At 63.6% G+C, this 20,775-nt stretch carries 21 protein-coding genes and 1 pseudogene; 10 read left to right on the top strand and 12 right to left on the bottom strand.

Annotation, left to right across the window (positions count from 1 at the left end; genetic code table 11):
- Window positions 1–15 precede the first annotated feature (15 nt).
- From rnk to ACJRW5_RS19865, 4 genes are all read right to left on the bottom strand, one after another.
- Window positions 16–423 (bottom strand): nucleoside diphosphate kinase regulator, encoded by a 408-nt coding sequence (rnk, locus tag ACJRW5_RS19880; protein ID WP_484572217.1) that lies wholly within the window; start codon window positions 421–423, stop codon window positions 16–18.
- Between the two features lie 118 nt (window positions 424–541).
- The gene (locus ACJRW5_RS19875) at window positions 542–736 is read right to left on the bottom strand and encodes a DUF1289 domain-containing protein (protein WP_484572216.1); all 195 of its coding nucleotides are present in this window, start codon (window positions 734–736) and stop codon (window positions 542–544) included.
- A complete protein-coding gene (gene cyaY / locus ACJRW5_RS19870) occupies window positions 726–1,058 on the bottom strand; it encodes an iron donor protein CyaY (RefSeq protein WP_484572215.1) in 333 nt (110 codons plus the stop codon). The genes ACJRW5_RS19875 and cyaY overlap by 11 nt, the downstream gene beginning before the upstream one ends.
- A gap of 67 nt (window positions 1,059–1,125) precedes the next feature.
- Window positions 1,126–2,163, bottom strand: coding sequence for an AraC family transcriptional regulator (locus ACJRW5_RS19865; RefSeq protein WP_484572214.1), 1,038 nt, complete (start codon window positions 2,161–2,163; stop codon window positions 1,126–1,128).
- Between the two features lie 180 nt (window positions 2,164–2,343).
- On the opposite strand from ACJRW5_RS19865, the gene lptM reads away from it, so the two are divergent.
- Genes lptM through ACJRW5_RS19835 form a run of 6 tightly spaced genes read left to right on the top strand, consistent with a single transcriptional unit; the run spans window position 2,344 to window position 6,924 of the window.
- Complete coding sequence (gene lptM, locus ACJRW5_RS19860) at window positions 2,344–2,469, top strand: LPS translocon maturation chaperone LptM (RefSeq protein ID WP_017361215.1); 126 nt, start codon at window positions 2,344–2,346, stop codon at window positions 2,467–2,469.
- 13 nt (window positions 2,470–2,482) lie between these two features.
- Window positions 2,483–3,730: a diaminopimelate decarboxylase gene (gene lysA, locus ACJRW5_RS19855; RefSeq protein WP_484572213.1), complete on the top strand. Its 1,248-nt coding sequence runs from the start codon at window positions 2,483–2,485 to the stop codon at window positions 3,728–3,730.
- Between the two features lie 10 nt (window positions 3,731–3,740).
- A complete protein-coding gene (gene dapF, locus ACJRW5_RS19850) occupies window positions 3,741–4,571 on the top strand; it encodes a diaminopimelate epimerase (protein WP_484572212.1) in 831 nt (276 codons plus the stop codon).
- On the top strand, window positions 4,568–5,266 hold the full coding sequence (locus ACJRW5_RS19845; protein WP_484572211.1) for a DUF484 family protein: 699 nt from the start codon (window positions 4,568–4,570) through the stop codon (window positions 5,264–5,266). Before dapF ends, ACJRW5_RS19845 begins: the two co-directional genes overlap by 4 nt.
- Before the next feature lie 57 nt (window positions 5,267–5,323).
- Entirely contained in the window at window positions 5,324–6,226 is a 903-nt protein-coding gene (xerC, locus tag ACJRW5_RS19840) for a tyrosine recombinase XerC (protein WP_484572210.1), read from the top strand.
- Window positions 6,223–6,924: an HAD family hydrolase gene (locus ACJRW5_RS19835; RefSeq protein ID WP_484572209.1), complete on the top strand. Its 702-nt coding sequence runs from the start codon at window positions 6,223–6,225 to the stop codon at window positions 6,922–6,924. Before xerC ends, ACJRW5_RS19835 begins: the two co-directional genes overlap by 4 nt.
- Window positions 6,925–7,103: 179 nt before the next feature.
- Here ACJRW5_RS19835 and sutA read toward each other — a convergent pair whose 3' ends face one another.
- The 4 genes from sutA to glnK all read right to left on the bottom strand — a co-directional run bounded on the left by sutA (window position 7,104) and on the right by glnK (window position 9,949).
- The gene (gene sutA, locus ACJRW5_RS19830) at window positions 7,104–7,424 is read right to left on the bottom strand and encodes a transcriptional regulator SutA (protein WP_484572208.1); all 321 of its coding nucleotides are present in this window, start codon (window positions 7,422–7,424) and stop codon (window positions 7,104–7,106) included.
- A 77-nt stretch (window positions 7,425–7,501) separates the two neighbouring features.
- The gene (locus ACJRW5_RS19825) at window positions 7,502–7,927 is read right to left on the bottom strand and encodes a secondary thiamine-phosphate synthase enzyme YjbQ (RefSeq protein WP_484572207.1); all 426 of its coding nucleotides are present in this window, start codon (window positions 7,925–7,927) and stop codon (window positions 7,502–7,504) included.
- Between the two features lie 97 nt (window positions 7,928–8,024).
- Entirely contained in the window at window positions 8,025–9,278 is a 1,254-nt protein-coding gene (locus ACJRW5_RS19820; RefSeq protein WP_484572206.1) for an ammonium transporter, read from the bottom strand.
- Window positions 9,279–9,610: 332 nt separating this feature from the next.
- Window positions 9,611–9,949: a P-II family nitrogen regulator gene (glnK, locus tag ACJRW5_RS19815; RefSeq protein WP_003096476.1), complete on the bottom strand. Its 339-nt coding sequence runs from the start codon at window positions 9,947–9,949 to the stop codon at window positions 9,611–9,613.
- 410 nt (window positions 9,950–10,359) lie between these two features.
- Between glnK and ACJRW5_RS19810 the strand changes: the two genes are divergently transcribed.
- Complete coding sequence (locus tag ACJRW5_RS19810; protein ID WP_484572205.1) at window positions 10,360–10,617, top strand: accessory factor UbiK family protein; 258 nt, start codon at window positions 10,360–10,362, stop codon at window positions 10,615–10,617.
- Window positions 10,618–10,684: 67 nt separating this feature from the next.
- The gene (locus ACJRW5_RS19805; protein WP_484572204.1) at window positions 10,685–12,178 is read left to right on the top strand and encodes a YifB family Mg chelatase-like AAA ATPase; all 1,494 of its coding nucleotides are present in this window, start codon (window positions 10,685–10,687) and stop codon (window positions 12,176–12,178) included.
- Window positions 12,179–12,181: 3 nt separating this feature from the next.
- Here the strand turns inward: ACJRW5_RS19805 and ACJRW5_RS19800 are convergent, their stop codons facing one another.
- The 3 genes and pseudogenes from ACJRW5_RS19800 to ACJRW5_RS19790 form a co-directional block, all read right to left on the bottom strand.
- Window positions 12,182–12,904 carry a methyl-accepting chemotaxis protein gene (locus ACJRW5_RS19800; protein WP_484572293.1) on the bottom strand — a complete coding sequence of 241 codons (723 nt, stop codon included), beginning with the start codon at window positions 12,902–12,904 and terminating at the stop codon, window positions 12,182–12,184.
- A gap of 135 nt (window positions 12,905–13,039) precedes the next feature.
- Window positions 13,040–14,104 (bottom strand): annotated as a pseudogene (locus ACJRW5_RS19795) (Cache 3/Cache 2 fusion domain-containing protein); the annotation flags it as partial.
- Window positions 14,105–14,332: 228 nt separating this feature from the next.
- On the bottom strand, window positions 14,333–15,253 hold the full coding sequence (locus ACJRW5_RS19790) for a LysR substrate-binding domain-containing protein (RefSeq protein WP_484572203.1): 921 nt from the start codon (window positions 15,251–15,253) through the stop codon (window positions 14,333–14,335).
- A gap of 139 nt (window positions 15,254–15,392) precedes the next feature.
- Here ACJRW5_RS19790 and ACJRW5_RS19785 point away from each other — a divergent pair, with 139 nt between their 5' ends.
- A complete protein-coding gene (locus ACJRW5_RS19785; protein WP_484572202.1) occupies window positions 15,393–16,778 on the top strand; it encodes a NorM family multidrug efflux MATE transporter in 1,386 nt (461 codons plus the stop codon).
- Between the two features lie 12 nt (window positions 16,779–16,790).
- On the opposite strand, the gene ACJRW5_RS19780 is transcribed toward ACJRW5_RS19785, so the two are convergent.
- On the bottom strand, window positions 16,791–18,470 hold the full coding sequence (locus tag ACJRW5_RS19780; RefSeq protein WP_484572201.1) for a putative bifunctional diguanylate cyclase/phosphodiesterase: 1,680 nt from the start codon (window positions 18,468–18,470) through the stop codon (window positions 16,791–16,793).
- Window positions 18,471–18,740: 270 nt separating this feature from the next.
- On the opposite strand from ACJRW5_RS19780, the gene rep reads away from it, so the two are divergent.
- The gene (rep, locus tag ACJRW5_RS19775; RefSeq protein WP_484572200.1) at window positions 18,741–20,750 is read left to right on the top strand and encodes a DNA helicase Rep; all 2,010 of its coding nucleotides are present in this window, start codon (window positions 18,741–18,743) and stop codon (window positions 20,748–20,750) included.
- Window positions 20,751–20,775: the final 25 nt, after the last annotated feature.

The raw sequence follows: 20,775 nt of genomic DNA, 5'->3' as shown, positions 1-20,775 counted from the left end.
GGCAGGACGTTCGCTTCAGCGATCGTATTCGCCCGCCGCTTCCGGCTGGTATTCCACCGCCAGCAGCGTCAGCTTGAGCTGCTTGCCACCCGGCGCCGGCCAGTCGATGTGCTGACCGGCTGTCAGGCCAAGCAACGCGCTGCCGACTGGCGCAAGGATGCTGACCTTGCCCTCGCCACCGGCATCCTCAGGGTAAACCAGGGTCAGGTGGTAATCCTTGCCGCTGCTCTCTTCACGGCAGTGCACCCGCGAATTCATGGTCACCACACCTGCCGGCACTTCGTCGTGCCCAACCACTTCGGCACGGTCCAGCTCGGCCTGCAGCGCCTCTGCGCCAGGGCCGAATTCGTCCAGGCTGTCGAGCAGACGCTCCAGACGCTGCAGGTCGAGGCGGGTGATGGTGATGGCAGGTGTGCTGTTCATGATGCCAGGCGGTCTCCTTGTACAAACCGTAAAAAAGCAAAACCCCGCCCGAAGGCGGGGTTCAGCTGACTGTTTGCTCGACCCTAACACAGCCGGGCAAATAAACAAGACCGCGTGCTCAGCGGGTCTGCCCGCGTTGTTGCAGACGCCGTTCGGCAGCCTGACAGATCAGCTGACGCCTGGCGCTATCAGCCGAGCCCCACTCGAGTATTTCCTGCAGGGTACGGCCGCAACCGACACATTGTTCATGCTCGTCCAGGCAGCACTGGCGCCGGCAAGGCGACTGCGGCGGCGGTACTGACTCAGAGCTCATCGAACTCCAGCTCGGTGCCGCACTGCTCGAGCGTGATGCGCACCAGCATCTCGCCCAGCTGCTCGTCACTGGTATCGCAAATCCAGCGCCCTTCATCTTCGTCGTAGTCGAAGTGGAAACCACCGGAACGCGCCGCCAGCCACAACTGACGAATCGGCTCCTGGCGGCTGAAGATCAGTTGGCTGCCGTTGTCGAAGCGTACGGTCAGCACACCGGCACTGTTTTCCAGGTCAACGTCCAGATCGCTGTCGTCGAATATGTCCTCCACCGCCTGCTGGGTGGCATCGACCAGATCGTGAAAGCGGGCTTCGCTCAGGCTCATCGAGATGTCCTCACTAGGTGCAGCAACTGCAAAAAATAGGCGAAAACGCCTGGCCACAATAGTCGGCCTAAGCGCAAAGGTGGCGACGGTACTCGCCTGGACTCCGTCCCGTCCAGCGGCGAAACGCACGTGCCAGTGAACCAGGCTCACTGAAACCGACCAGGAAGGCGACTTCAGCCAGCTCCAGCCCAGGGTCGCGCAAGTAGTGCAGGACCAGTTGCTGGCGCGTTTCGTCGACCAGCTGACTGAATGACAGCCCGCCCTCGCGCAAGCGTCGCTGCAGGGTACGCGGGCTCATCGCCAGCGCGCCGGCGATGGCCTCGAGATCCGGCCCTTGCTCCGGCAGCTGTCGCGCCAGTTCCAGCCGCGCACGGTCGAGCACGCTGTTGCCCCGATTGAGCTCGCGCAACAAGTTATCAGCATAGGCGTCGAGCATGCCCCGCACCTGCGCATCCGCCTGCTCCAGCGGCACGGCGAGCAGGCGTTTGGGAAAGACCAGGGCATTGTCGGATTGGTCGAAGAGCACCGGGCATCGAAAGATGCGCGCATGCTCGGAGGTGTCAGCCGGCGCCGGATGCTGGAAGCGCACCTCGGTCGGGGCGATATCCAGACCGCTGATCCAGCGCCCGAAGCTGACCCAGCCGGCCAGCGTCTCTTCGCTCAACTGACGCTGCTGCTGAGCCAGCAGGGGCTGCCAACTATGGGCGACCAGCGGCTCGCAGCCCGGGCGAGCGGGTTCGTCATCGAGCACGACCACGCCCAGGTTACCGACCAGCGAGGCATAGCGTGCCTGGCGATGCAGCGCATCGGCGAGGGTTGCACAGCTCATGATCAGGTATCCCAGCACGCCGTAGTATCCCGGCCGCACGGACTCCCCCAGATGCAGCCCCAGGCACGCATCACCGCTCAGGCGTACGCCCTCGCCCAGCAGTGTCAGGTAGGCGCTGGCGGCGACACGTTGATCGCGCTGGGTCAGCGTTTCCGGGCCGAGCTGGGCGTGGGCGAGTAACGTCTCGGGAGCTACGCCCTGGCGTTGCAAATGCTCGACCAGCCCTTGCAGGTAGGCCACGGAGACCGAACCGGCCAGAATCGCGGGATTGTCCATCGAGACTCCTCGTTGCTCGCCACATGCTAACTCACGCCGCCCCGAATACGTTCGGAGCAGACGCCAGGCGTATACGCCAATTGGGCCAGCGCCCCGCCGGACGGGCGCCGGTCGCATAGGCAAGGTGACAGGGGGTCGGTATACTCGGGCGCAATTCACGCTTATTTCAAGGACCCTCCCATGAAGCGACTGACCCTCGCACTCCTCGCCGCCGTATGCCTGCTGGCCGGCTGCGGTCAGAAAGGCCCGCTGTACCTGCCGGGCGACGATAACGCCGGTAACAGCCGAGACCGTTTCGAACTCTGACAGGAGCACCACCATGGAAGCCTTCAACTACCGCGACGGCGAGCTGTTCGCGGAAGGCGTTGCCTTGTCTGCGCTGGCCCAGCGCTTCGGCACGCCCACCTACGTCTATTCCCGCGCGCACATCGAAGGGCAGTACCGCGCCTACGCCGACGCCCTGGCTGGCATGCCGCATCTGGTCTGCTTCGCGGTCAAGGCCAACTCCAACATCGGCGTGCTGAACGTGCTGGCGCGCCTCGGTGCCGGCTTCGACATCGTCTCCAGCGGTGAACTGGAGCGCGTGCTGGCCGCCGGTGGCGAGCCGAGCCGCATCGTCTTCTCCGGCGTCGGCAAGAGCCGTGATGACATGCGCCGCGCCCTGGAAGTCGGCGTGCACTGCTTCAACGTCGAGTCCAGCGTCGAGCTGGAACGCCTGCAGAAAGTGGCCGCCGAACTGGGCGTCAAGGCGCCGGTTTCGCTGCGCGTGAACCCGGACGTGGATGCCGGCACCCACCCGTACATTTCCACCGGTCTCAAGGAAAACAAGTTCGGCATCGATATCGAGCAGGCCGAGGCGGTCTACGCCCGCGCCGCCGAGCTGCCAAACCTGGAAGTGATCGGCGTCGATTGCCATATCGGCTCGCAGCTGACCACCCTGGAGCCCTTCCTCGATGCGCTGGACCGCCTGCTGCTGCTGGTCGACAAGCTGGCTGCGCGCGGCATCACTATCAAACACCTGGATCTGGGTGGCGGCCTTGGCGTGCAGTACCGCGACGAACAACCACCGCTGGCCGGCGACTACATCGCCGCCGTGCGTAAGCGCCTGGCCGGCCGCGATTTGTCGCTGGTGTTCGAGCCGGGCCGTTTCATCGTCGCCAACGCCGGCGTGCTGCTGACTCAGGTGGAATACCTCAAGCACACCGAGCACAAGGACTTCGCCGTGATCGACGCGGCGATGAACGACCTGATCCGCCCGGCGCTGTACCAGGCCTGGATGGACGTGTCGGCTGTGCAGCCACGCGAAGGCGAAGCGCGCAACTACGACCTGGTCGGGCCGATCTGCGAGACCGGCGATTTCCTCGCCAAGGACCGTCAGCTGGTGCTCGCCGAGGGCGACCTGCTGGCCGTGCGTTCGGCCGGCGCCTATGGCTTCGTCATGAGCTCCAACTACAACACCCGCGGCCGCGCCGCCGAGGTGCTGGTGGATGGCGAGCAGGCGTTCGAAGTGCGCCGCCGCGAGACTGTCCAAGAGCTCTACGCCGGCGAAAGCCTGCTGCCGGCCTGAGGGCGACGCCATGCTATTGCGCTTTACCAAGATGCACGGCCTGGGCAATGACTTCATGGTCCTCGACCTGATCAGTCAGCATGCTCACGTGCAGCCCAAGCACGCCAAGCAGTGGGGCGACCGCCACACCGGCGTCGGCTTCGATCAGTTGCTGATCGTCGAGCCGCCGAGCCACCCGGACGTCGACTTTCGCTACCGCATCTTCAACGCCGACGGCTCCGAAGTGGAGCAGTGCGGTAACGGTGCGCGCTGCTTCGCCCGCTTCGTGCTGGACAAGCGCCTGACCACCAAGAAGGTCATTCGCGTCGAGACCAAGAGCGGCGTCATCGAGCTGCGCGTGCAGAACGACGGCCAGGTCTGCGTGAACATGGGCGCCCCGCGCCTGCAGCCGGATCAGGTGCCGTTCCAGGCCGAACAGGCAGCGCTGACCTATCGCGTCGAAGTCGAAGGACAAAACGTCGAGCTCGCCGCCTTGTCGATGGGCAATCCGCATGCCGTGCTGCGCGTCGACAGCGTCGACAACGCCCCGGTGCATAGCCTCGGACCGAAGCTGGAGCACCACGCGCGCTTCCCGCAACGGGTCAATGTCGGCTTTCTGCAGGTGCTGGACCGCAAACATGCGCGTCTGCGCGTATGGGAACGCGGTGCGGGTGAAACCCAGGCCTGCGGCACCGGTGCCTGCGCCGCAGCGGTCGCAGCCATCCGCCAGGGCTGGATGGAGTCGCCCGTGCAACTGGAGCTGCCAGGCGGCAAGCTGTCCATCGAGTGGGCAGGCGAAGGGCAGCCCGTTATGATGACTGGCCCCGCTGCCCGCGTATACGAAGGACAGGTTCGCCTATGACCGACCAGCAGGATTCGCCCAAGCCGCTCGACTCGGAAACGGTCGCCGCCTATCTGCGCCTGCATCCGGAGTTCTTCATCGATCACGATGAGCTGATTCCCGAACTGCGCATTCCGCATCAGCGCGGCGATACCGTGTCGCTGGTGGAGCGTCAGGTCAAGCTGCTGCGCGAGCGCAACATCGAGATGCGCCACCGCCTCGGCCAACTGATGGACGTGGCGCGCGACAATGATCGCCTGTTCGACAAGACCCGCCGCCTGGTGCTCGACCTGCTCGACGCCGGCAGCCTGGAAGAAGTGGTCGGCATCGTCGAAGACAGCCTGCGTCATGAATTCCAGGTGCCTTTCGTGGGCCTGATCCTGTTCAGCGACAGCAAGCTGCCGGTGGGCCGTTCGGTCAGCTCGGCCGAAGCGCATCAACAGATCGGCGGCCTGCTCAGCGGCGGCAAGACCATCTGCGGCGTACTGCGCCCGCACGAGCTGGAGTTCCTCTTCGGCAAGGAAGACGCAGGCCAGGTCGGCTCTGCCGCCGTGGTCGGCCTCACGCACCAGGGCCTGCACGGCGTGCTGGCCATTGGCAGCGCCGATCCGCAACACTACAAGAGCTCGCTGGGCACCCTGTTCCTCGGCTACATCGCCGAAGTGCTGGCGCGTGTGCTGCCGACCTTCGCGACGCCGCTGCGCTCGGTACGCTAGTTCATGTAGGGTGGATGACGATGCTCATCCACCTTCGGCCCGCTCGGAGCCCGACACGTGACACTTGAAGCCCATCTCGACGCCTACCTCGAACACCTGCGCCGTGAGCGCCAGGTGTCGGTGCACACGCTCGACGGCTACCGCCGCGATCTCGGCAAGGTGCGGGCGTTCTGCGAGGCGGAAGGTTTGCGCGACTGGGCCGAGCTGGACACGCGCAATCTGCGCCGCCTGATCGCCCGCCTGCACCAGCAAGGTCTCGCCAGCCGCAGCCTGGCGCGCCTGCTCTCGGCCACCCGTGGTCTCTATCAATACCTGCTGCGTGAAGGCCTGTGCCGCCACGACCCGGCCACCGGCCTCAGCCCGCCGAAGCGCGAGCGGCGCCTGCCACGCACGCTGGATGCAGACCGCAGCGCGCAGTTACTTGATGGCGCGGTGGAGGACGACTTCATCGCCCGTCGCGACCAGGCCATGCTCGAACTGTTCTATTCATCAGGGCTGCGCCTGTCCGAGCTGGTCGGCCTCGATCTCGACGGCCTCGACCTACCCGCCGGTCTGGTACGCGTGCGCGGCAAGGGCAACAAGGTGCGCGAATTGCCGGTCGGCAGCCTGGCACGTCAGGCCATGGAGCAGTGGCTGCCCCTGCGCAAGCTGGCCAATCCAAGCGATGGCGCGGTATTCATCAGCCAGCAGGGGCGTCGTCTCGGCGCACGCGCGGTACAGTTGCGCGTGCGTCAGGCTGGCGTGCGCGAACTGGGCCAGCACCTGCATCCGCATATGCTGCGTCACAGCTTCGCCAGCCACATGCTGGAGTCCTCTCAGGACCTGCGCGCCGTGCAGGAACTGCTCGGCCATGCCGATATCGCCACCACGCAGATCTACACCCACCTGGACTTCCAGCACCTGGCCAACGTCTACGACCAGGCCCATCCACGCGCCAAGCGCAAAGGCGGTTCCGAATGAGCATTGAACTGATCACTTTCGACCTCGACGACACCCTGTGGGACGTCACTCCGGTGATGCAGGACGCCGAAGCCGCCCTGCGCAACTGGCTGGCCCTGCATGCACCACGCCTGGGCGCAGTGCCCGTGGAGCACCTGTGGGCCGTACGCAGCCGCCTGCTCGAGGCCGAGCCGATGCTCAAGCATCGCCTCAGCGAGCTGCGCCGGCGCATTCTGTTCCACGCCATGGAGGACGCCGGCTACCCGGAAGGCGAGGCACAGACGCTGGCAGAAGCTGGATTCCAGGTATTTCTCAGCGCTCGCCATCAGGTCGAGCTGTTCACCGAAGTGCATCCGACACTGGAAGCCCTGGCCGAACGTTTCATGCTGGGCGTGATCACCAACGGCAACGCCGATGTGCGCCGCCTGGGCTTGTCGGAATACTTCCAGTTCGCCCTGTGCGCCGAAGAACTGGGGGTCGGCAAGCCCGACCCGAAACCCTTCCGCGAAGCGCTCAGCCGCGCTGGCGGCGTTTCTGCCGCACGTGCCGTGCATATCGGCGACCACCCCAGTGATGACATCGCCGGCGCCCAGGCAGCTGGAATGCGAGCGATCTGGTTCAACCCGCAAGGGCGTGCCTGGGAGGGTGAAGCGGAGCCGGATGCACAGATCACCAGCCTGGCCGAACTGCCGGCATTGCTGGGTAGCTGGACGCGCTAGCACCCTACGCGGCGGCGCACCGCTGAACGCAAAAACTGCCAGGAGCAGTTCGTAGGGTGCGCCGTGCGCACCGCCTGATACACGACCAAGATCGGTGTGTGCGGCGCACCCTGCGCGACACCGCAGCACTGCACACAAAAAACCCGCCACAGGGGCGGGCTCCTTGCAGCGAGCCGTCCTTAGATAGGGCGGCTGCCGTATTTGCTGTCGGGCTTCTTGGGTGGGTCGGCGACCACGTTGGGTTCGACTTCCTGCACCTTGCCGCCACGGGAGAGAAATTCCTCCATAGCCTTGGCCAGAGCATCGCGCTCTTTCTGCTTGGCTTCGACGCTGGGCATCTCGTCGACTTCAACGGCTTTGGCCTTGCTCTTCTTGCCGCTGGCTACGACTTCGCCGTCGCCATCGTCACCGCTGTCGCCATCATCGGCAGCAGCCAACTCCTCACCGTCGTCCTCGTCCGCCCCATCCAGATCGTCTTGTTCCAGGTCTTCGTCGCTCATGTTCAACCTCATGACTTGCGAAAAGCAGGTTAGTTATAGCCCAGTCGCACGGCATGCACCGCCCAACCGGAAAAAATTCAAATAGCCTCGCCGTGCAGGGTCGCCACCACGCGCCGAACGCCGCCATGATCGCGATGTTCGCCCAGGTAGATGCCCTGCCACGTTCCCAGCGCCAGCCGTCCATCCTGTATCGGCAGCTGGAGCGCAAAGCCCAGCAGACTGCCCTTGAAGTGCGCCGGCAAATCATCCGGCCCTTCGTAATCGTGTTCGTAGCCCGCCTCGCCCTGCGGCACCAGGCGGTTGAAGAACCGCTCGAAGTCGCGGCGTACCGCAGGATCGGCGTTCTCGTTGATCGTCAACGATGCCGAGGTGTGCTGCAGCCACAGGTGCAACAGACCGACACGCACCTGCGCCAGTTCCGGCAATTCTGCCAGCACCTCATCCGTCACCAGATGAAAGCCGCGCTCACGTGGACGCAGGCTGATGATGCGTTGCTGCCACATTCCCTCTAGCCCTCGATGGCTTCAGCGCGCGCATTCTAGCGTGCTGCCAGAAAAAACAAAGGGCGCCGAAAGGCGCCCTTGTTATTTTCACCGATGCTTATTTCTTACCGGTGAACTCCGGGTAGGCTTCCATACCGCACTCGGCGATATCCACACCCTCGTACTCTTCTTCTTCGCTGACGCGCAGGCCGATTACCGCCTTGATGATGCTCCACACGATCAGGCTGGCGATGAACACCCAGGCGAAGATGGAGCCGATACCCAGCAGCTGAGCACCCAGCGAAGCATCGCTGTTGGTCAGGCAAACAGCCAGCAGGCCCCAGATACCGACAACACCGTGTACGGAGATGGCACCGACCGGATCGTCGACCTTGATCTTGTCCAGGCCGAGGATGGCGAACACCACCAGCACGCCACCGACACCACCGATCAGAGTGGCTTGCAGCGCGCTCGGGGTCAGCGGTTCAGCGGTGATGGCCACCAGGCCAGCCAGGGCGCCGTTCAGGGCCATGGTCAGGTCGGCCTTGCCGAACAGGATGCGGGCAACGATCAGCGCGGCGATCAGGCCACCGGCAGCGGCCATGTTGGTGTTGGTGAACACCTGGGCCACGGCGTTGGCATCTTCGATGGTGCTCATCTTCAGCTGCGAGCCACCGTTGAAGCCGAACCAGCCCATCCACAGGATGAAGGTACCCAGGGTAGCCAGCGGCAGGTTGCAGCCCGGAATGGCGTTGACCTGGCCATTGGCACCGTACTTGCCCTTACGAGCACCCAGCAGCAGCACACCAGCCAGAGCAGCGGCAGCACCGGCCATGTGCACGACACCGGAACCGGCGAAGTCGAGGAAGCCAGCTTCATTGAGGAAGCCCGAGCCCCATTTCCAGAAGCCCTGTACCGGGTAGATGAAACCGGTCATGACCACGGCGAAGGCCAGGAATGCCCACAGTTTCATACGCTCGGCAACGGCACCGGAAACGATCGACATGCAGGTCGCGGCAAACACCACCTGGAAGAAGAAGTCCGAACGGGCCGAGTAGTAGGGCGCATCGTCACCACCAGCCAGAACGGCCTCGGCAGTGTTCTCGTCACCGATCAGGAAACCCAGGCTCGGGAAGATGCCGCCTTCCGGGCTGGAATACATGATGTGGTAGCCGATCACCAGATACATGACGCTGGCAACGGCGTACAGGGCGACGTTCTTGGTCAGGATCTCGGTGGTGTTCTTGGCGCGGACCAGGCCGGATTCGAGCATGGCGAAGCCAGCTGCCATCCACATCACCAGGGCACCACAGATCAGAAAGTAGAAGGTATCGAAGCCGTACTGCAATGCAGTCAATGCTGTGTTATCCATTTTTCACCTCTTGCCGGCGCTTTCGTTGTGCGCTGTTCGGTTAGAACGTCCAGGTTGGCGCCGGACGCGTTCCGTATGCTTTACAAGTCTTTGTCACGCTGCCCTGGATGACCGGGCCCCTGCACCGCGAAGCGTTCAGGAACTCCCATCACTAGGCAGAGCGCAAGACCCGAGAGGATCTGGCACAGCAGGGCGGCGAAGGCATCGCCAGCTCCGGCATTCGCCCTCGAACACAGCGCAAGGCCAGAATTCGAGGACAAAAGGGCTCCTAGCCCTGCGAAAGTTCGCAGAGTCATGGGTTTCACTCCTGGGGCGTGGGGTTCGGAGGCGGTTTAGATCGCGTCGGTATCGGTTTCGCCGGTACGGATGCGAATCGCCTGTTCCAGGTTGACTACGAAAATCTTGCCGTCGCCGATCTTGCCGGTGTTGGCAGCCTTGGTGATGGCCTCGATCACACGGTCCAGCTGGTCGTCAGCAATGGCCACGTCGATCTTCACCTTGGGCAGGAAGTCGACCACATACTCGGCGCCGCGATACAGCTCGGTATGGCCTTTCTGGCGGCCGAAGCCCTTGACCTCGGTGACGGTAATGCCCTGCACGCCGATCTCCGACAGCGACTCGCGCACGTCGTCGAGCTTGAACGGCTTGATGATGGCAGTGACTAGCTTCATGAAACTTTCTCCCGTGTAAGGTGGACTTGCCCCAGGAATTACGAACCCGGTTCAAGTCTAAGCGCAGTGTCTGGCTTTTGTAATGCACCGACCGCCCCAGCCTGGCTTGGTCGATACCCACCAACCGCTCCCAGCGAAACACTCCCCCGCTTCGCCTGACACACCGGTACTGCATCGGTGCATGCGTCGCTGGGGTCTAAGCAGAAAGCTTGCCATCTCCACAAAAACCCAGTGTTTCATTGATTTACCGACACCCCAGGGGCAACAGCCAATCGATCACGCCGAAACATGCGCACAATATTGGTGCAAGAAAAGGCCCGTGAACGCTCCTAAATCGTGCAGAGCCCATGCAAACGCCCGGCATCTGGCTGCGTGCTACACTGCCGGCCACCTGTAACCGGAACCTGACCATGCTGCCACCCAAAGCTCTGCTCGACACTCTCAGTAGCCATGCCTCGCGCTTGTTCAGCGGTGATAGCCCGTTGCCACGCGCGGAACTCGAAGCCCAGTTCAAGGCCTTGTTGCAGAGTGGGTTCAGCAAGCTGGAGCTGGTCAGTCGGGAAGAGTTCGACAGCCAAATGGTGGTGCTGGCCCGAACCCGTGCCCGCCTGGAAGCGCTGGAAGCCAAAGTAGCCGAACTGGAAGCCAGGCTCACCGACGCAGACTAAGGTTATGTTGTCGGAGCGGCTGAAGCCGCTCCGACAGACACTGCCCCCACTTGATCAAGGAGCGATCATGTCCCTGGCCATCGTCCACAGCCGAGCGCAGATCGGCGTCGAAGCACCAGCAGTGACCATCGAGGCGCACCTGGCCAATGGTTTGCCCGCCCTGACTCTGGTCGGGCTACCGGAAACGGCAGTCAAGGAAAGCAAGGATCGCGTCCGCAGTGCCATCCTCAATTCGGCGTTCGACTACCCCAACCGCCGTATAACCCTCAATCTGGCGCCAGCAGACCTACCAAAGGACGGCGGTCGCTTTGACTTGGCCATCGCGCTGGGCATTCTCGCCGCCAGTGGCCAGGTACCGGCTGACTCTGTCGACGAATACGAATGCCTGGGCGAACTGGCATTGTCCGGCGCCGTGCGCCCCGTACAAGGCGTCCTGCCGGCAGCACTGGCAGCCCGCGAAGCCGGACGCACTCTGCTGGTGCCACAGGCCAACGCAGAAGAAGCCAGCCTGGCCTCGGGCCTCAAAGTTATCGCCGTCGAGCATTTGCTGCAGGTCGCGGCACACCTCAACGGCAGCGCACCACTGCAACCCTACGAGGCGCAGGGCTTGCTCCGGCAGACCCTGCCCTACCCGGATCTGGCGGAAGTCCAGGGTCAGTTGGCCGCCAAACGGGCTTTGCTGGTAGCGGCAGCCGGCTCGCACAATCTGTTGCTCAGCGGCCCACCCGGTACCGGTAAAACCTTGCTGGCCAGCCGCTTGCCTGGCCTGCTCCCACCACTGAACGAAAGCGAGGCGCTGCAGGTCGCCGCGATCCATTCGGTGGCCAGTCATACGCCGCTGCAGCACTGGCCGCAGCGGCCTTTTCGCACCCCGCACCACAGCGCCTCCGGCCCCGCCCTGGTCGGTGGCGGCAGCCGTCCACAACCAGGGGAAATCACCCTTGCCCATCAAGGCGTGCTATTCCTCGATGAATTACCGGAGTTCGACCGAAAGGTGCTCGAGGTGCTGCGCGAGCCGCTGGAGAGTGGCCATATCGTCATCGCCAGGGCGCGCGACAAGGTGCGTTTTCCAGCGCGCTTTCAACTCGTCGCGGCAATGAATCCGTGCCCCTGCGGCTACCTCGGTGACCCGAGCAATCGCTGCCGCTGCACGCCGGAGCAGATCCAGCGCTACCGCAGCAAGTTGTCCGGCCCGCTGCTGGACCGTATCGACCTGCACCTCACGGTCGCCCGCGAAAGCACCGCTCTGGACGTACCGCTGCAAGATGGCGAAAGCACCGCCCAGGCAGCAAACAAGGTCGCCCGGGCACGTGAACTGCAGCTGCAGCGCCAGGGCGTAGCCAATGCCTTTCTCGACCTGCCAGGCCTGCGCCAGCATTGCGCGCTGAGCCAGGCAGACCGTCAATGGCTGGAAGGCGCCTGCGAGCGCCTGGGCCTGTCGCTGCGCGCAGCCCATCGAATACTCAAGGTCGCTCGCACCCTGGCCGATCTGGAGCAAAACCCGCAGATCGCGCGCTCACACCTGGCCGAAGCTCTGCAGTATCGACCCAGCGCCAGTTAGCGCTCAGCGAAAGCGCTCGACCTCTCGGCTCAACTGGGAGGAAAGTCGATCCAGCTCGCGTGCGGTATCTGCCAGATTGGCGACAACTTCACGCTGCTCGCCGTTGGCCAGGGCGATGCTCTGCAGGTTACTGCTGAGCACGTTGGCGGTACTGCTCTGCTCGCTGGTCGCCGTGGTGATGGCAGCAAACTGCTCACCCGCAGCCTCGCTCTGTTCGCTGATCTGCGCCAGCGCAGCGGCGACCTTGGCGTTACGCTCCAGGCCATCCTGCATCAGCTGCCGCCCCTGCTCCATGGTACTGATGGCGCTGCCGGTTTCGCTCTGGATGCTGCCGATCATCGCCGAGATCTCATTGGTTGCCTCACGAGTACGCCCAGCCAGGCTGCGCACCTCGTCGGCAACCACGGCGAAACCACGGCCCTGCTCGCCGGCACGAGCGGCTTCGATGGCGGCGTTGAGCGCCAGCAGGTTGGTCTGATCGGCGATCGAGGTGATCACACTGACGATGCCGCCGATTTCCTGCGAGCGCTGGCCGAGGCTGTTGATCACCGTCGAGGTCTGCTCCAGGGCTTCGGCGATCTGCACCAGCGCCTCCGACGCCTGATCCATCGAGGTGCGACCGATACGGGTCTGTTGCGCATTGTCACTGGCCAGACGCTCGGTGCTGCGCATGTTGTCGGCAATGTTCTGCGAGGTGGCGCTGAACTCTTCGACCGCACCGGCCATGCTGCTGATCTCGCCGGACTGCTGATCGATACCCAGGTAGGCATCGCGCGACAGGTTCGACAACGCCTCGGACCGTGCGCTGACATCCTGGGCCGCCACACGAATGCCGGCAACCATGGTCGCCAGCGCCTCGCCCATACGGTTGAAGCTGCGCGCCAGCTCGCCGATTTCGTCTTCGCTGGACTGCGTCATCCGCGCCCCGAGATCACCGGCACCGAGTGCCTGGGCCTGACGCACCAGATCACCCAGCGGCCGCAGTTTGCGCCGCAGCAACAGGACCACGGCGATCACCGCCAGCAGCAGGGTCAGTGCACTGCCGATGGCCAGTTGCGTGCCGACGCGCCAGGTCACGGCCTGGATCTCGTCACGCGGCATGCTCGCCAGCACGGTCCAGGGCCCGCCATCGAAAGGCATCGCGACGCTGTAGAACTCGCTCTGACCGTCACTCCAGAAACCACCGGTGCCGCTGTTGCCGAGCAGCTCACTGAGCTCTTCCGGCAGGCTACTCAGCGTTGCCGCGCCGGCCGGCGCCACCAGCCATTTGCCCTGTTCGTCAAGGATGGCCAGCGAGCCAGTGCTGCCGATACGGAAGTTGCCGAGGTTGCGCATCTGCAGGTTCTGCGCGTCGGTGTAATCGAAACCGACGAACAGCACCGCGATCACTCGCCCGCCAGCATCGCGCACCGGGGTGTACTGGGTCATGTAGAAACGGTCGAACAACAGCGCGCGTCCGACATAACCCTGGCCCGCCAGGAGCTTCTGATAGGCCGGGTGCTGATGATCCAGCACGGTACCCAACGCCCGCGTGCCGTCCTGCTTGGTCAGTGACGTGGTGATACGCACGAATTCCTCGCCATCACGCACGAATACTGTCGCCACACCAGCGGTCATGCGGGTGAAGTCATCGACTTCGTTGAATTCGTTGTTGAGTCGGGTCGCGTCGAGATAGAGCGCTGGAGCCTGCAGGCTGCCAACCGTTACGCGTTCATCGTTGCGAACCTGCAAGCCGCCGCTGAAGCGTTGCTCGAACAGACCGGCCAGACGCTGCGTGCTGTCACGCAGGCTGCCGTGAAAAGTCTCCAGTTGGTCAGCCAGCAAGCGCGCTTCACTGCCCAGGTGCTCGGCGCGGGTGACCAGGTTGGCGTTATCCAGCGAGCGAAGCGCGAATACCGTGCTGAGGCTGATCAAGACAACCAACATCAGCGCCAGAGCGACAGCCAGTTGCAGGGCAATGCGAGAACGAGGAGGGGTCATCTAGGCCTCTCTTGGCCTTACGCCAAGATGGCAGGCCGGCAAAGTCCTTAAAAGGACGGGACAAGGTCATCATACGACCCCGCTAAGGGCGCAGGAGGATACCCGACTACTATGCTTGGTCAATCAACTACTGCCGAGTGGCCATCATTTGTTGTCAAAAGGCTGTATCGGCCGCTAAATCATCCTCTCCAGTGGTGGAAGCTGCATGGCAGCCACTTCTACCAACAGGTAGTCGCGCAGACGCTGCAAGCGAGCTTCGGCCCGGTGTCCGCGTGGCCACACCAAATAGTAGCTGTCGCCACTGAAGACCGCCGTCGGCCAGGGCAATCCGAGCCGCCCTGCATTCACATCCTCCGCCACCATCAGCAGGTCGCCGATCGACACGCCGTAACCCCGCGCTGCGGCGACGATACCCAGCTCGAGCATGTCGAACAGCTGGCCGGTTTTCAGAGGTACCTGCTCGGCAAGGCCGGTGGCGTGCAGCCAACGGCGCCAGTCGCGGCGGTCCGGAGTGGGGTGCAGTTGCTCGGACGTCTGCAGACGATCCAGGGTCCAGGACCCGGATGCCGCATCTTCTGCTGCACAAACCGGAATCAGCCACTCCTTGAACAGCAGCACGCTGTCCCAGTCCTCGGGAAACTGACCGTCGGACAGCAATACCGCGCAGTCAAAGGGCTCGTGGCGAAAGTCGACCTTATCCACATCCATCCAGGCGCTGGTGAGCTGCACCTCGCTATCGGAATGGGTGAGACGAAAATGCGACAGACGCGCCAGCAGCCAGCGCATGGTGAGGGTCGAAGGCGCCTTCAGGCGCAGTACCTGATCGTCGGCGCGCAACGCGTTGCTGGCACGCTCAAGCGCATCGAAACCGTCGCTCAAACCCGGCAGCAGGGCACGCGCCGGGGCGGTCAGGTGCAGACTGCGGCCACGCCGCTCGAACAGACGACAGGCGAAATATTCCTCGAGCGTACGGATATGACGACTCACCGCACTCTGGGTGATGGCCAACTCTGCAGCCGCGCGGGTGAAGGAAGCATGTCGGGCGGCGGCCTCGAAGGCGCGCAACGCATAGAGCGGCGGCAGGCGTCGGCTCATGGCGCTAAACCATGAGTTTTAGTCATGTCATGCATGGCTATTTTCCTTTTGCTGACGGCGAGCTTAGACCAGAGAATAACTGTCATTACCACTCTCCAGACAGCCTGGAGATGCTTATCCTGCCGAAGTTTTACTCATCATGAAGAATTCCCTTGGTCATGAGCTGGGCGCACTGCTGCGTTTGGCGGCCCCCTTGATCTCCGCGCAACTGGCTCACGCGCTGATGATCTTCACCGACACGCTGATGATGGCGATGCTCGGCCCCGAGCAACTGGCAGGCGGCGCCCTCGGCGCCACTTGTTACTTCATCTTCTCGATCTTCTGTACCGGGGTGATTGCTGCCGTCGGCAGCCTGGTCGCCATCCGCCATGGCGCCAATGATGCAAAGGGTGTGACCCGTCTGATCCAGAATGGCCTGTGGCTGGCCATGCTGCTGGCCATCGCCAGCGCGCTGTGCCTGAACCTGATCGGCCCTCTGCTGCCACACCTCGGTCAGGATCCTGCAGCAGCCAGCCAGGCCATGGCCTTCCTCCACCCGCTGTCGTTGGCCCTGCCCGGCTATCTGTGCTTCATGGCCTTGCGCGGCTTCACCAGTGCCATCGGCCATCCTGGCCCGGTAATGACCATCAGCGTCATCGGCACCGCAGCCAATTTCATCATCAACTATGCGCTGATCAAGGGCTGGTTCGGCCTCCCCAGCCTCGGCCTGAGCGGTATCGGCATGACCACCGCGCTGGTCAGCAGCGGCATGGCCCTGGCATTGGCACTGTACATCCTGCTCTCGCCCACTTATCGGCCATACCGGCTGCGCAACGGCCTGGGCCGTCCGCAGCGCGAGGAAATGCGCGCCCTGCTGCGCCTGGGCCTGCCCATCGGGGGTACCTATGCCGCTGAACAAGGCTTGTTCACCTTCGCCACCCTGTGCATGGGCGCCCTGGGCAGCGTACAACTGGCCGCCCACCAGATCGCCATGCAGACGGTAGCGCTGGCCTTCATCGTGCCGCAGGGGCTGTCCTACGCCGTGACCTTCCGCGTCGGTCTGCACTATGGCGCCGAGCGCCTGCACCTGTCGCGCCTGAGCGGCCACCTGGGCATGGCGCTCGGGGCCGCACTGATGCTGCTGTTCGCCCTGTCGTTCTGGCTGCTGCCGGAACGGATCATCGGCCTGTTCCTCGACCGCCACGACCCCGCCTTCGCCGAGATCGTCACCCTGGCCGTCAGCCTGCTGGCGATCGCCGCCTGGTTCGAACTGTTCGACGGCCTGCAGAGCATCGCCATGGGCGCAATCCGCGGGCTGAACGACGGCAGGACCACACTGCTGATCGGTCTGGGCGGCTACTGGTGCGTGGGGGCTCCACTGGCATGGCTGCTCGCCTTTCCGCTGGGCTGGGAGGCACAGGGTGTCTGGTGGGGCTTGGCTGCGGGCCTGGCAGTAACAGCCACCGGTCTGGTAATTGGCTTTCAGTGGAAAACAGCCAGCCTGCAGCGGCCGACCATACCCGCGAGCGCGGCCTGCCTATCCTGAGCGCGCCAGACTCTAGACCGACGTCGGCGCACCGGTCAGCAATGGCTGACGCATGCCGAACACCAGAAAACGCGCCAGCTCGGCCAGCGGCACGGCCTTGCTGATCAGATAACCCTGCACCTGATCGCAGCCGAACTGACGCAGCATGTCGAGCTGCTCGATATTCTCGACCCCTTCGGCCACCACTTCCAGGTTGAGATTGTGCGCCAGATTGATCATCGCCCGCACCAGCTGACGATTTTCTGCGCGCTCGCCCATGCCGGCGACGAAGCTGCGGTCGATCTTCAGCAGGGTGATCGGCAGGCTGTTGAGGTGGACGAAGGACGAGAAACCGGTGCCGAAGTCATCCAGCGAGAAACGCACGCCAAGGCGCCCCAGGGCCAGCATGGTCTGCTGCACCTGGTCACTACGGCGCATCACCGCCGTTTCGGTCAGTTCGAACTCCAGCCACTGCGCATCCACGCCGCGCTCCTCGATCAGGCGGCTGAGCGTCGACAGCAATTGGCTGTCCTGAAACTGGCGGAACGACAGGTTCACCGCCATATGCAACGCCGGCAGACCACGCCCACGCAGCCATTGCATGTCACGCAGCGCCCGGGAAATCACCCAGTAACCGAGCGGCACGATCAACCCGGTTTCTTCAGCCAGCGGTACGAATTCGTTGGGCGGAAGCAGGCCGTGCTCGCTGTGCTGCCAGCGCACCAGCGCCTCGAGGCCGACGATACGCCCAGTCTGCAGGCACAGTCGTGGCTGGTAGTGCAGCTCCAGCTCGTCACGACGCAAGGCTCGGCGCAGTTCACCTTCGAGGTCTGCCTGGCTACGCGCACTGCGATTCAGGCGCTCGTCATAGATGTGAAACACGCAGCCCTGCTGGTTCTTGGCCTGCTGCATGGCGGTGTGCGCATGCCATAACAACGGGTCGGCACCCTCGCCGGCACGCGCATGCGCCAAGCCAAGGCTGCAGCCGATCAGCAGGCTCTCACCGTCGACCCAGTAGGGCTCGCCAAGCACCTCGGTCACTCGCTCGGCGAGACGCTCGACACGCTGTGGGTCGCGGCGCACGTCGAGCAGCAGGGCAAACTCGTCGCTGCCCAGACGGGCCAGCTGATCACAAGGCTGCAGCAGCCCCTTGAGGCGCGCCACCACCTGCAGAATCAGACGGTCGCCGGCCTGATAGCCCAGGGTATCGTTGGCGTGACGGAAGTTATCCAGGTCGAGATGGCCGAGCACCAGGCCACGGCCATTGCATTCGCTGAGGCGAGCGGCGAGAAGGGTCTGGAATCCCTGGCGATTGGCAATACCGGTTAACGGATCCTGCTCGGCCAGGCGCTGCAGCGTCTGTTTTAGATTGCCCTGCTCGCGCGCATAGCGCAGGCAACGGCGCAACACGTCGAGACTGAGCGCCCCGCGTACCAGCCAGTCGCTGACGCCGGTCGGCTCCTCGACCGGCTCTTCGTCCAGCAACAGCACCAACGGCAGTGGGCATCGATGGGGCGCCGGCAGACACTCGGGCGTAGCCAACACCAGGCCACTGGCGTGCTCATCGAACAGGTTGCTGGCCGCCTCCCAGGAAGGCGCGGTAATCAAAGGGGAAGGGCTACCGAGTGCGCCCAACTGCTCACGCAACAACTCGGCCCAGTCTGACGACTCCGCCAGCAGGACCAACCGCAACGGTTCGACGAGCGTGGACAAGCGACCTCCCCAATGACACAAAAATGATGGCGAATTGCATCGCCTGAACGCGTCGTAACCGACGTCTAATCAATCACATCCGTGCGAAAGGTGGCGTACATCCTGAGGTATAGCCGATAAACCGGCAAGTGAAACGAGAGTACTGGAATCCAATGACCAACCCAGCGCTCGACGATCCGGTTTCGTGCGCCAGACCACAGTTCCGGACGGTCGCGGCAGAAGGCGCCGGGCCTGTTAAAATGCGCGGCCATTTTCCCTGCGAACGATCCCATGTCCCGACTGAATCCCCGGCAACAAGAGGCCGTGAACTACGTCGGCGGCCCGCTTTTGGTGCTCGCCGGTGCAGGCTCCGGCAAGACCAGTGTGATCACCCGCAAGATCGCCCACCTGGTGCAGAACTGCGGCATCCGCGCTCAGCACATCGTCGCCATGACCTTCACCAACAAGGCCGCGCGCGAGATGAAGGAGCGCGTCGGCACCCTGCTCAAGGGCAGCGAGGCACGCGGCCTGACCGTGTCCACCTTCCACAACCTGGGCATGAACATCATCCGCAAGGAATACGCGCGCCTGGGCTACAAGCCCGGCTTCTCGATCTTCGATGACGGCGATATCAAGGCATTACTCACCGACATCATGCAGAAGGAGTATTCCGGCGATGACGGTGCCGACGAGATCAAGAACCTGATCGACAGCTGGAAGAACGACCTGATCCTGCCGGACGAAGCCCTGGCCAATGCCCGCGGGCCAAAGGAGCAGACCGCCGCCATCGTCTACCTGCACTACCAGCGCACGCTCAAGGCGTACAACGCAGTGGACTTCAACGACCTGATCCTGCTGCCGGTGAAGCTGTTCCAGGAACACGCCGACATCCTCGAAAAGTGGCAGAACCGCATCCGCTACCTGCTGGTCGACGAATACCAGGACACCAACGCCAGCCAGTACCTGCTGGTGAAGATGCTGGTGGGCATGCGCAACCAGTTCACCGTGGTCGGCGACGACGACCAGTCGATCTACGCCTGGCGCGGCGCACGCCCGGAAAACCTGATGCTGCTGAAGGAGGACTACCCGTCGCTGAAGGTGGTGATGCTTGAGCAGAACTACCGTTCCACCAGCCGCATCCTCAAGTGCGCCAACATCCTCATCGCCAACAACCCGCACGTGTTCGAGAAGCAGCTGTGGTCGGAGATGGGCCACGGCGACGAAATCCGCGTGATTCGCACCCGCAACGAGGACGCCGAGTGCGAGCGCGTGGCCCTGGAGATCCTCACCGAGCACCTGCGTACCCAGCGCCCGTACAGCGACTTCGCCATCCTCTACCGGGGCAACTACCAGGCCAAGCTGATGGAGCTGAAGCTGCAGCACCACCAGATTCCCTATCGCCTATCCGGCGGCACCAGCTTCTTCGCCCGCCAGGAGGTGAAGGACCTGATGAGCTACTTCCGCCTGCTGGTCAACCCGGACGACGACAACGCCTTCCTGCGCGTGATCAACGTGCCGCGCCGCGAGATCGGCTCGACCACCCTGGAAAAGCTCGGCAACTACGCCAGCCAGCGCAATATCTCGATGTACGCCGCCGCTGACGAGATCGGCCTCGGCGAGCACCTCGACGCGCGCTTCACCGAGCGCCTGGCACGCTTCAAGCGCTGGATGGACGGCGTGCGCCAGCAGTGCGCGCAGAACGACCCGATCGCCGCCATTCGCAGCATGGTAATGGACATCGACTACGAGAACTGGCTACGGCAGAACGCCTCCAGCGACAAGGTCGCCGATGCGCGCATGGGCAACGTCTGGTTCCTCGTCGATGCGCTGAAGAACACCCTGGAGAAGGACGAAGACGGTGACATGACCGTCGAGGACGCCATCGGCAAGCTGGTGCTGCGCGACATGCTCGAGCGCCAGCAGGAAGAGGAAGAAGGCGCCGAAGGCGTGCAGATGATGACCATGCATGCATCCAAGGGCCTGGAATTTCCCTCGGTGTACATCATCGGTTTCGAGGAGGAGATCCTCCCCCACCGCTCCAGCATCGAAGCCGACACCATCGAGGAAGAACGCCGCCTGGCCTACGTCGGCATCACCCGCGCCAAGCGCAACCTGGCGCTGACCTTCGCCGCCAAGCGCAAGCAGTACGGCGAGGTGATCGATTGCTCGCCAAGCCGCTTCCTCGACGAACTGCCGCCCGAAGATCTGGTCTGGGAAGGCCAGGAAGAAGCGCCGGTGGAAGCCAAGGCAGCACGCGGCAACGATGCCCTGGCCAATATGCGCGCCATGCTCAAGCGCTGAAGGGGTGCCGGCTGGTGTATGGTCT

The sequence above is a fragment of the Pseudomonas pichavaramensis genome (assembly GCF_050473265.1).
Lineage (GTDB): Bacteria > Pseudomonadota > Gammaproteobacteria > Pseudomonadales > Pseudomonadaceae > Aquipseudomonas.
This window is presented reverse-complemented; position numbering and strand designations above follow the sequence as displayed.

Bases quoted from the DNA above. Each gene is read 5' to 3' on its own strand.
- rnk (WP_484572217.1), bottom strand. From the start codon at position 423: ATGAACAGCACACCTGCCATCACCATCACCCGCCTCGACCTGCAGCGT.
- ACJRW5_RS19875 (WP_484572216.1), bottom strand. From the start codon at position 736: ATGAGCTCTGAGTCAGTACCGCCGCCGCAGTCGCCTTGCCGGCGCCAG.
- cyaY (WP_484572215.1), bottom strand. From the start codon at position 1,058: ATGAGCCTGAGCGAAGCCCGCTTTCACGATCTGGTCGATGCCACCCAG.
- ACJRW5_RS19865 (WP_484572214.1), bottom strand. From the start codon at position 2,163: ATGGACAATCCCGCGATTCTGGCCGGTTCGGTCTCCGTGGCCTACCTG.
- lptM (WP_017361215.1), top strand. From the start codon at position 2,344: ATGAAGCGACTGACCCTCGCACTCCTCGCCGCCGTATGCCTGCTGGCC.
- lysA (WP_484572213.1), top strand. From the start codon at position 2,483: ATGGAAGCCTTCAACTACCGCGACGGCGAGCTGTTCGCGGAAGGCGTT.
- dapF (WP_484572212.1), top strand. From the start codon at position 3,741: ATGCTATTGCGCTTTACCAAGATGCACGGCCTGGGCAATGACTTCATG.
- ACJRW5_RS19845 (WP_484572211.1), top strand. From the start codon at position 4,568: ATGACCGACCAGCAGGATTCGCCCAAGCCGCTCGACTCGGAAACGGTC.
- ACJRW5_RS19835 (WP_484572209.1), top strand. From the start codon at position 6,223: ATGAGCATTGAACTGATCACTTTCGACCTCGACGACACCCTGTGGGAC.
- sutA (WP_484572208.1), bottom strand. From the start codon at position 7,424: ATGAGCGACGAAGACCTGGAACAAGACGATCTGGATGGGGCGGACGAG.
- ACJRW5_RS19825 (WP_484572207.1), bottom strand. From the start codon at position 7,927: ATGTGGCAGCAACGCATCATCAGCCTGCGTCCACGTGAGCGCGGCTTT.
- ACJRW5_RS19820 (WP_484572206.1), bottom strand. From the start codon at position 9,278: ATGGATAACACAGCATTGACTGCATTGCAGTACGGCTTCGATACCTTC.
- glnK (WP_003096476.1), bottom strand. From the start codon at position 9,949: ATGAAGCTAGTCACTGCCATCATCAAGCCGTTCAAGCTCGACGACGTG.
- ACJRW5_RS19810 (WP_484572205.1), top strand. From the start codon at position 10,360: ATGCTGCCACCCAAAGCTCTGCTCGACACTCTCAGTAGCCATGCCTCG.
- ACJRW5_RS19805 (WP_484572204.1), top strand. From the start codon at position 10,685: ATGTCCCTGGCCATCGTCCACAGCCGAGCGCAGATCGGCGTCGAAGCA.
- ACJRW5_RS19800 (WP_484572293.1), bottom strand. From the start codon at position 12,904: ATGGCCGGTGCGGTCGAAGAGTTCAGCGCCACCTCGCAGAACATTGCC.
- ACJRW5_RS19790 (WP_484572203.1), bottom strand. From the start codon at position 15,253: ATGAGCCGACGCCTGCCGCCGCTCTATGCGTTGCGCGCCTTCGAGGCC.
- ACJRW5_RS19785 (WP_484572202.1), top strand. From the start codon at position 15,393: ATGAAGAATTCCCTTGGTCATGAGCTGGGCGCACTGCTGCGTTTGGCG.
- rep (WP_484572200.1), top strand. From the start codon at position 18,741: ATGTCCCGACTGAATCCCCGGCAACAAGAGGCCGTGAACTACGTCGGC.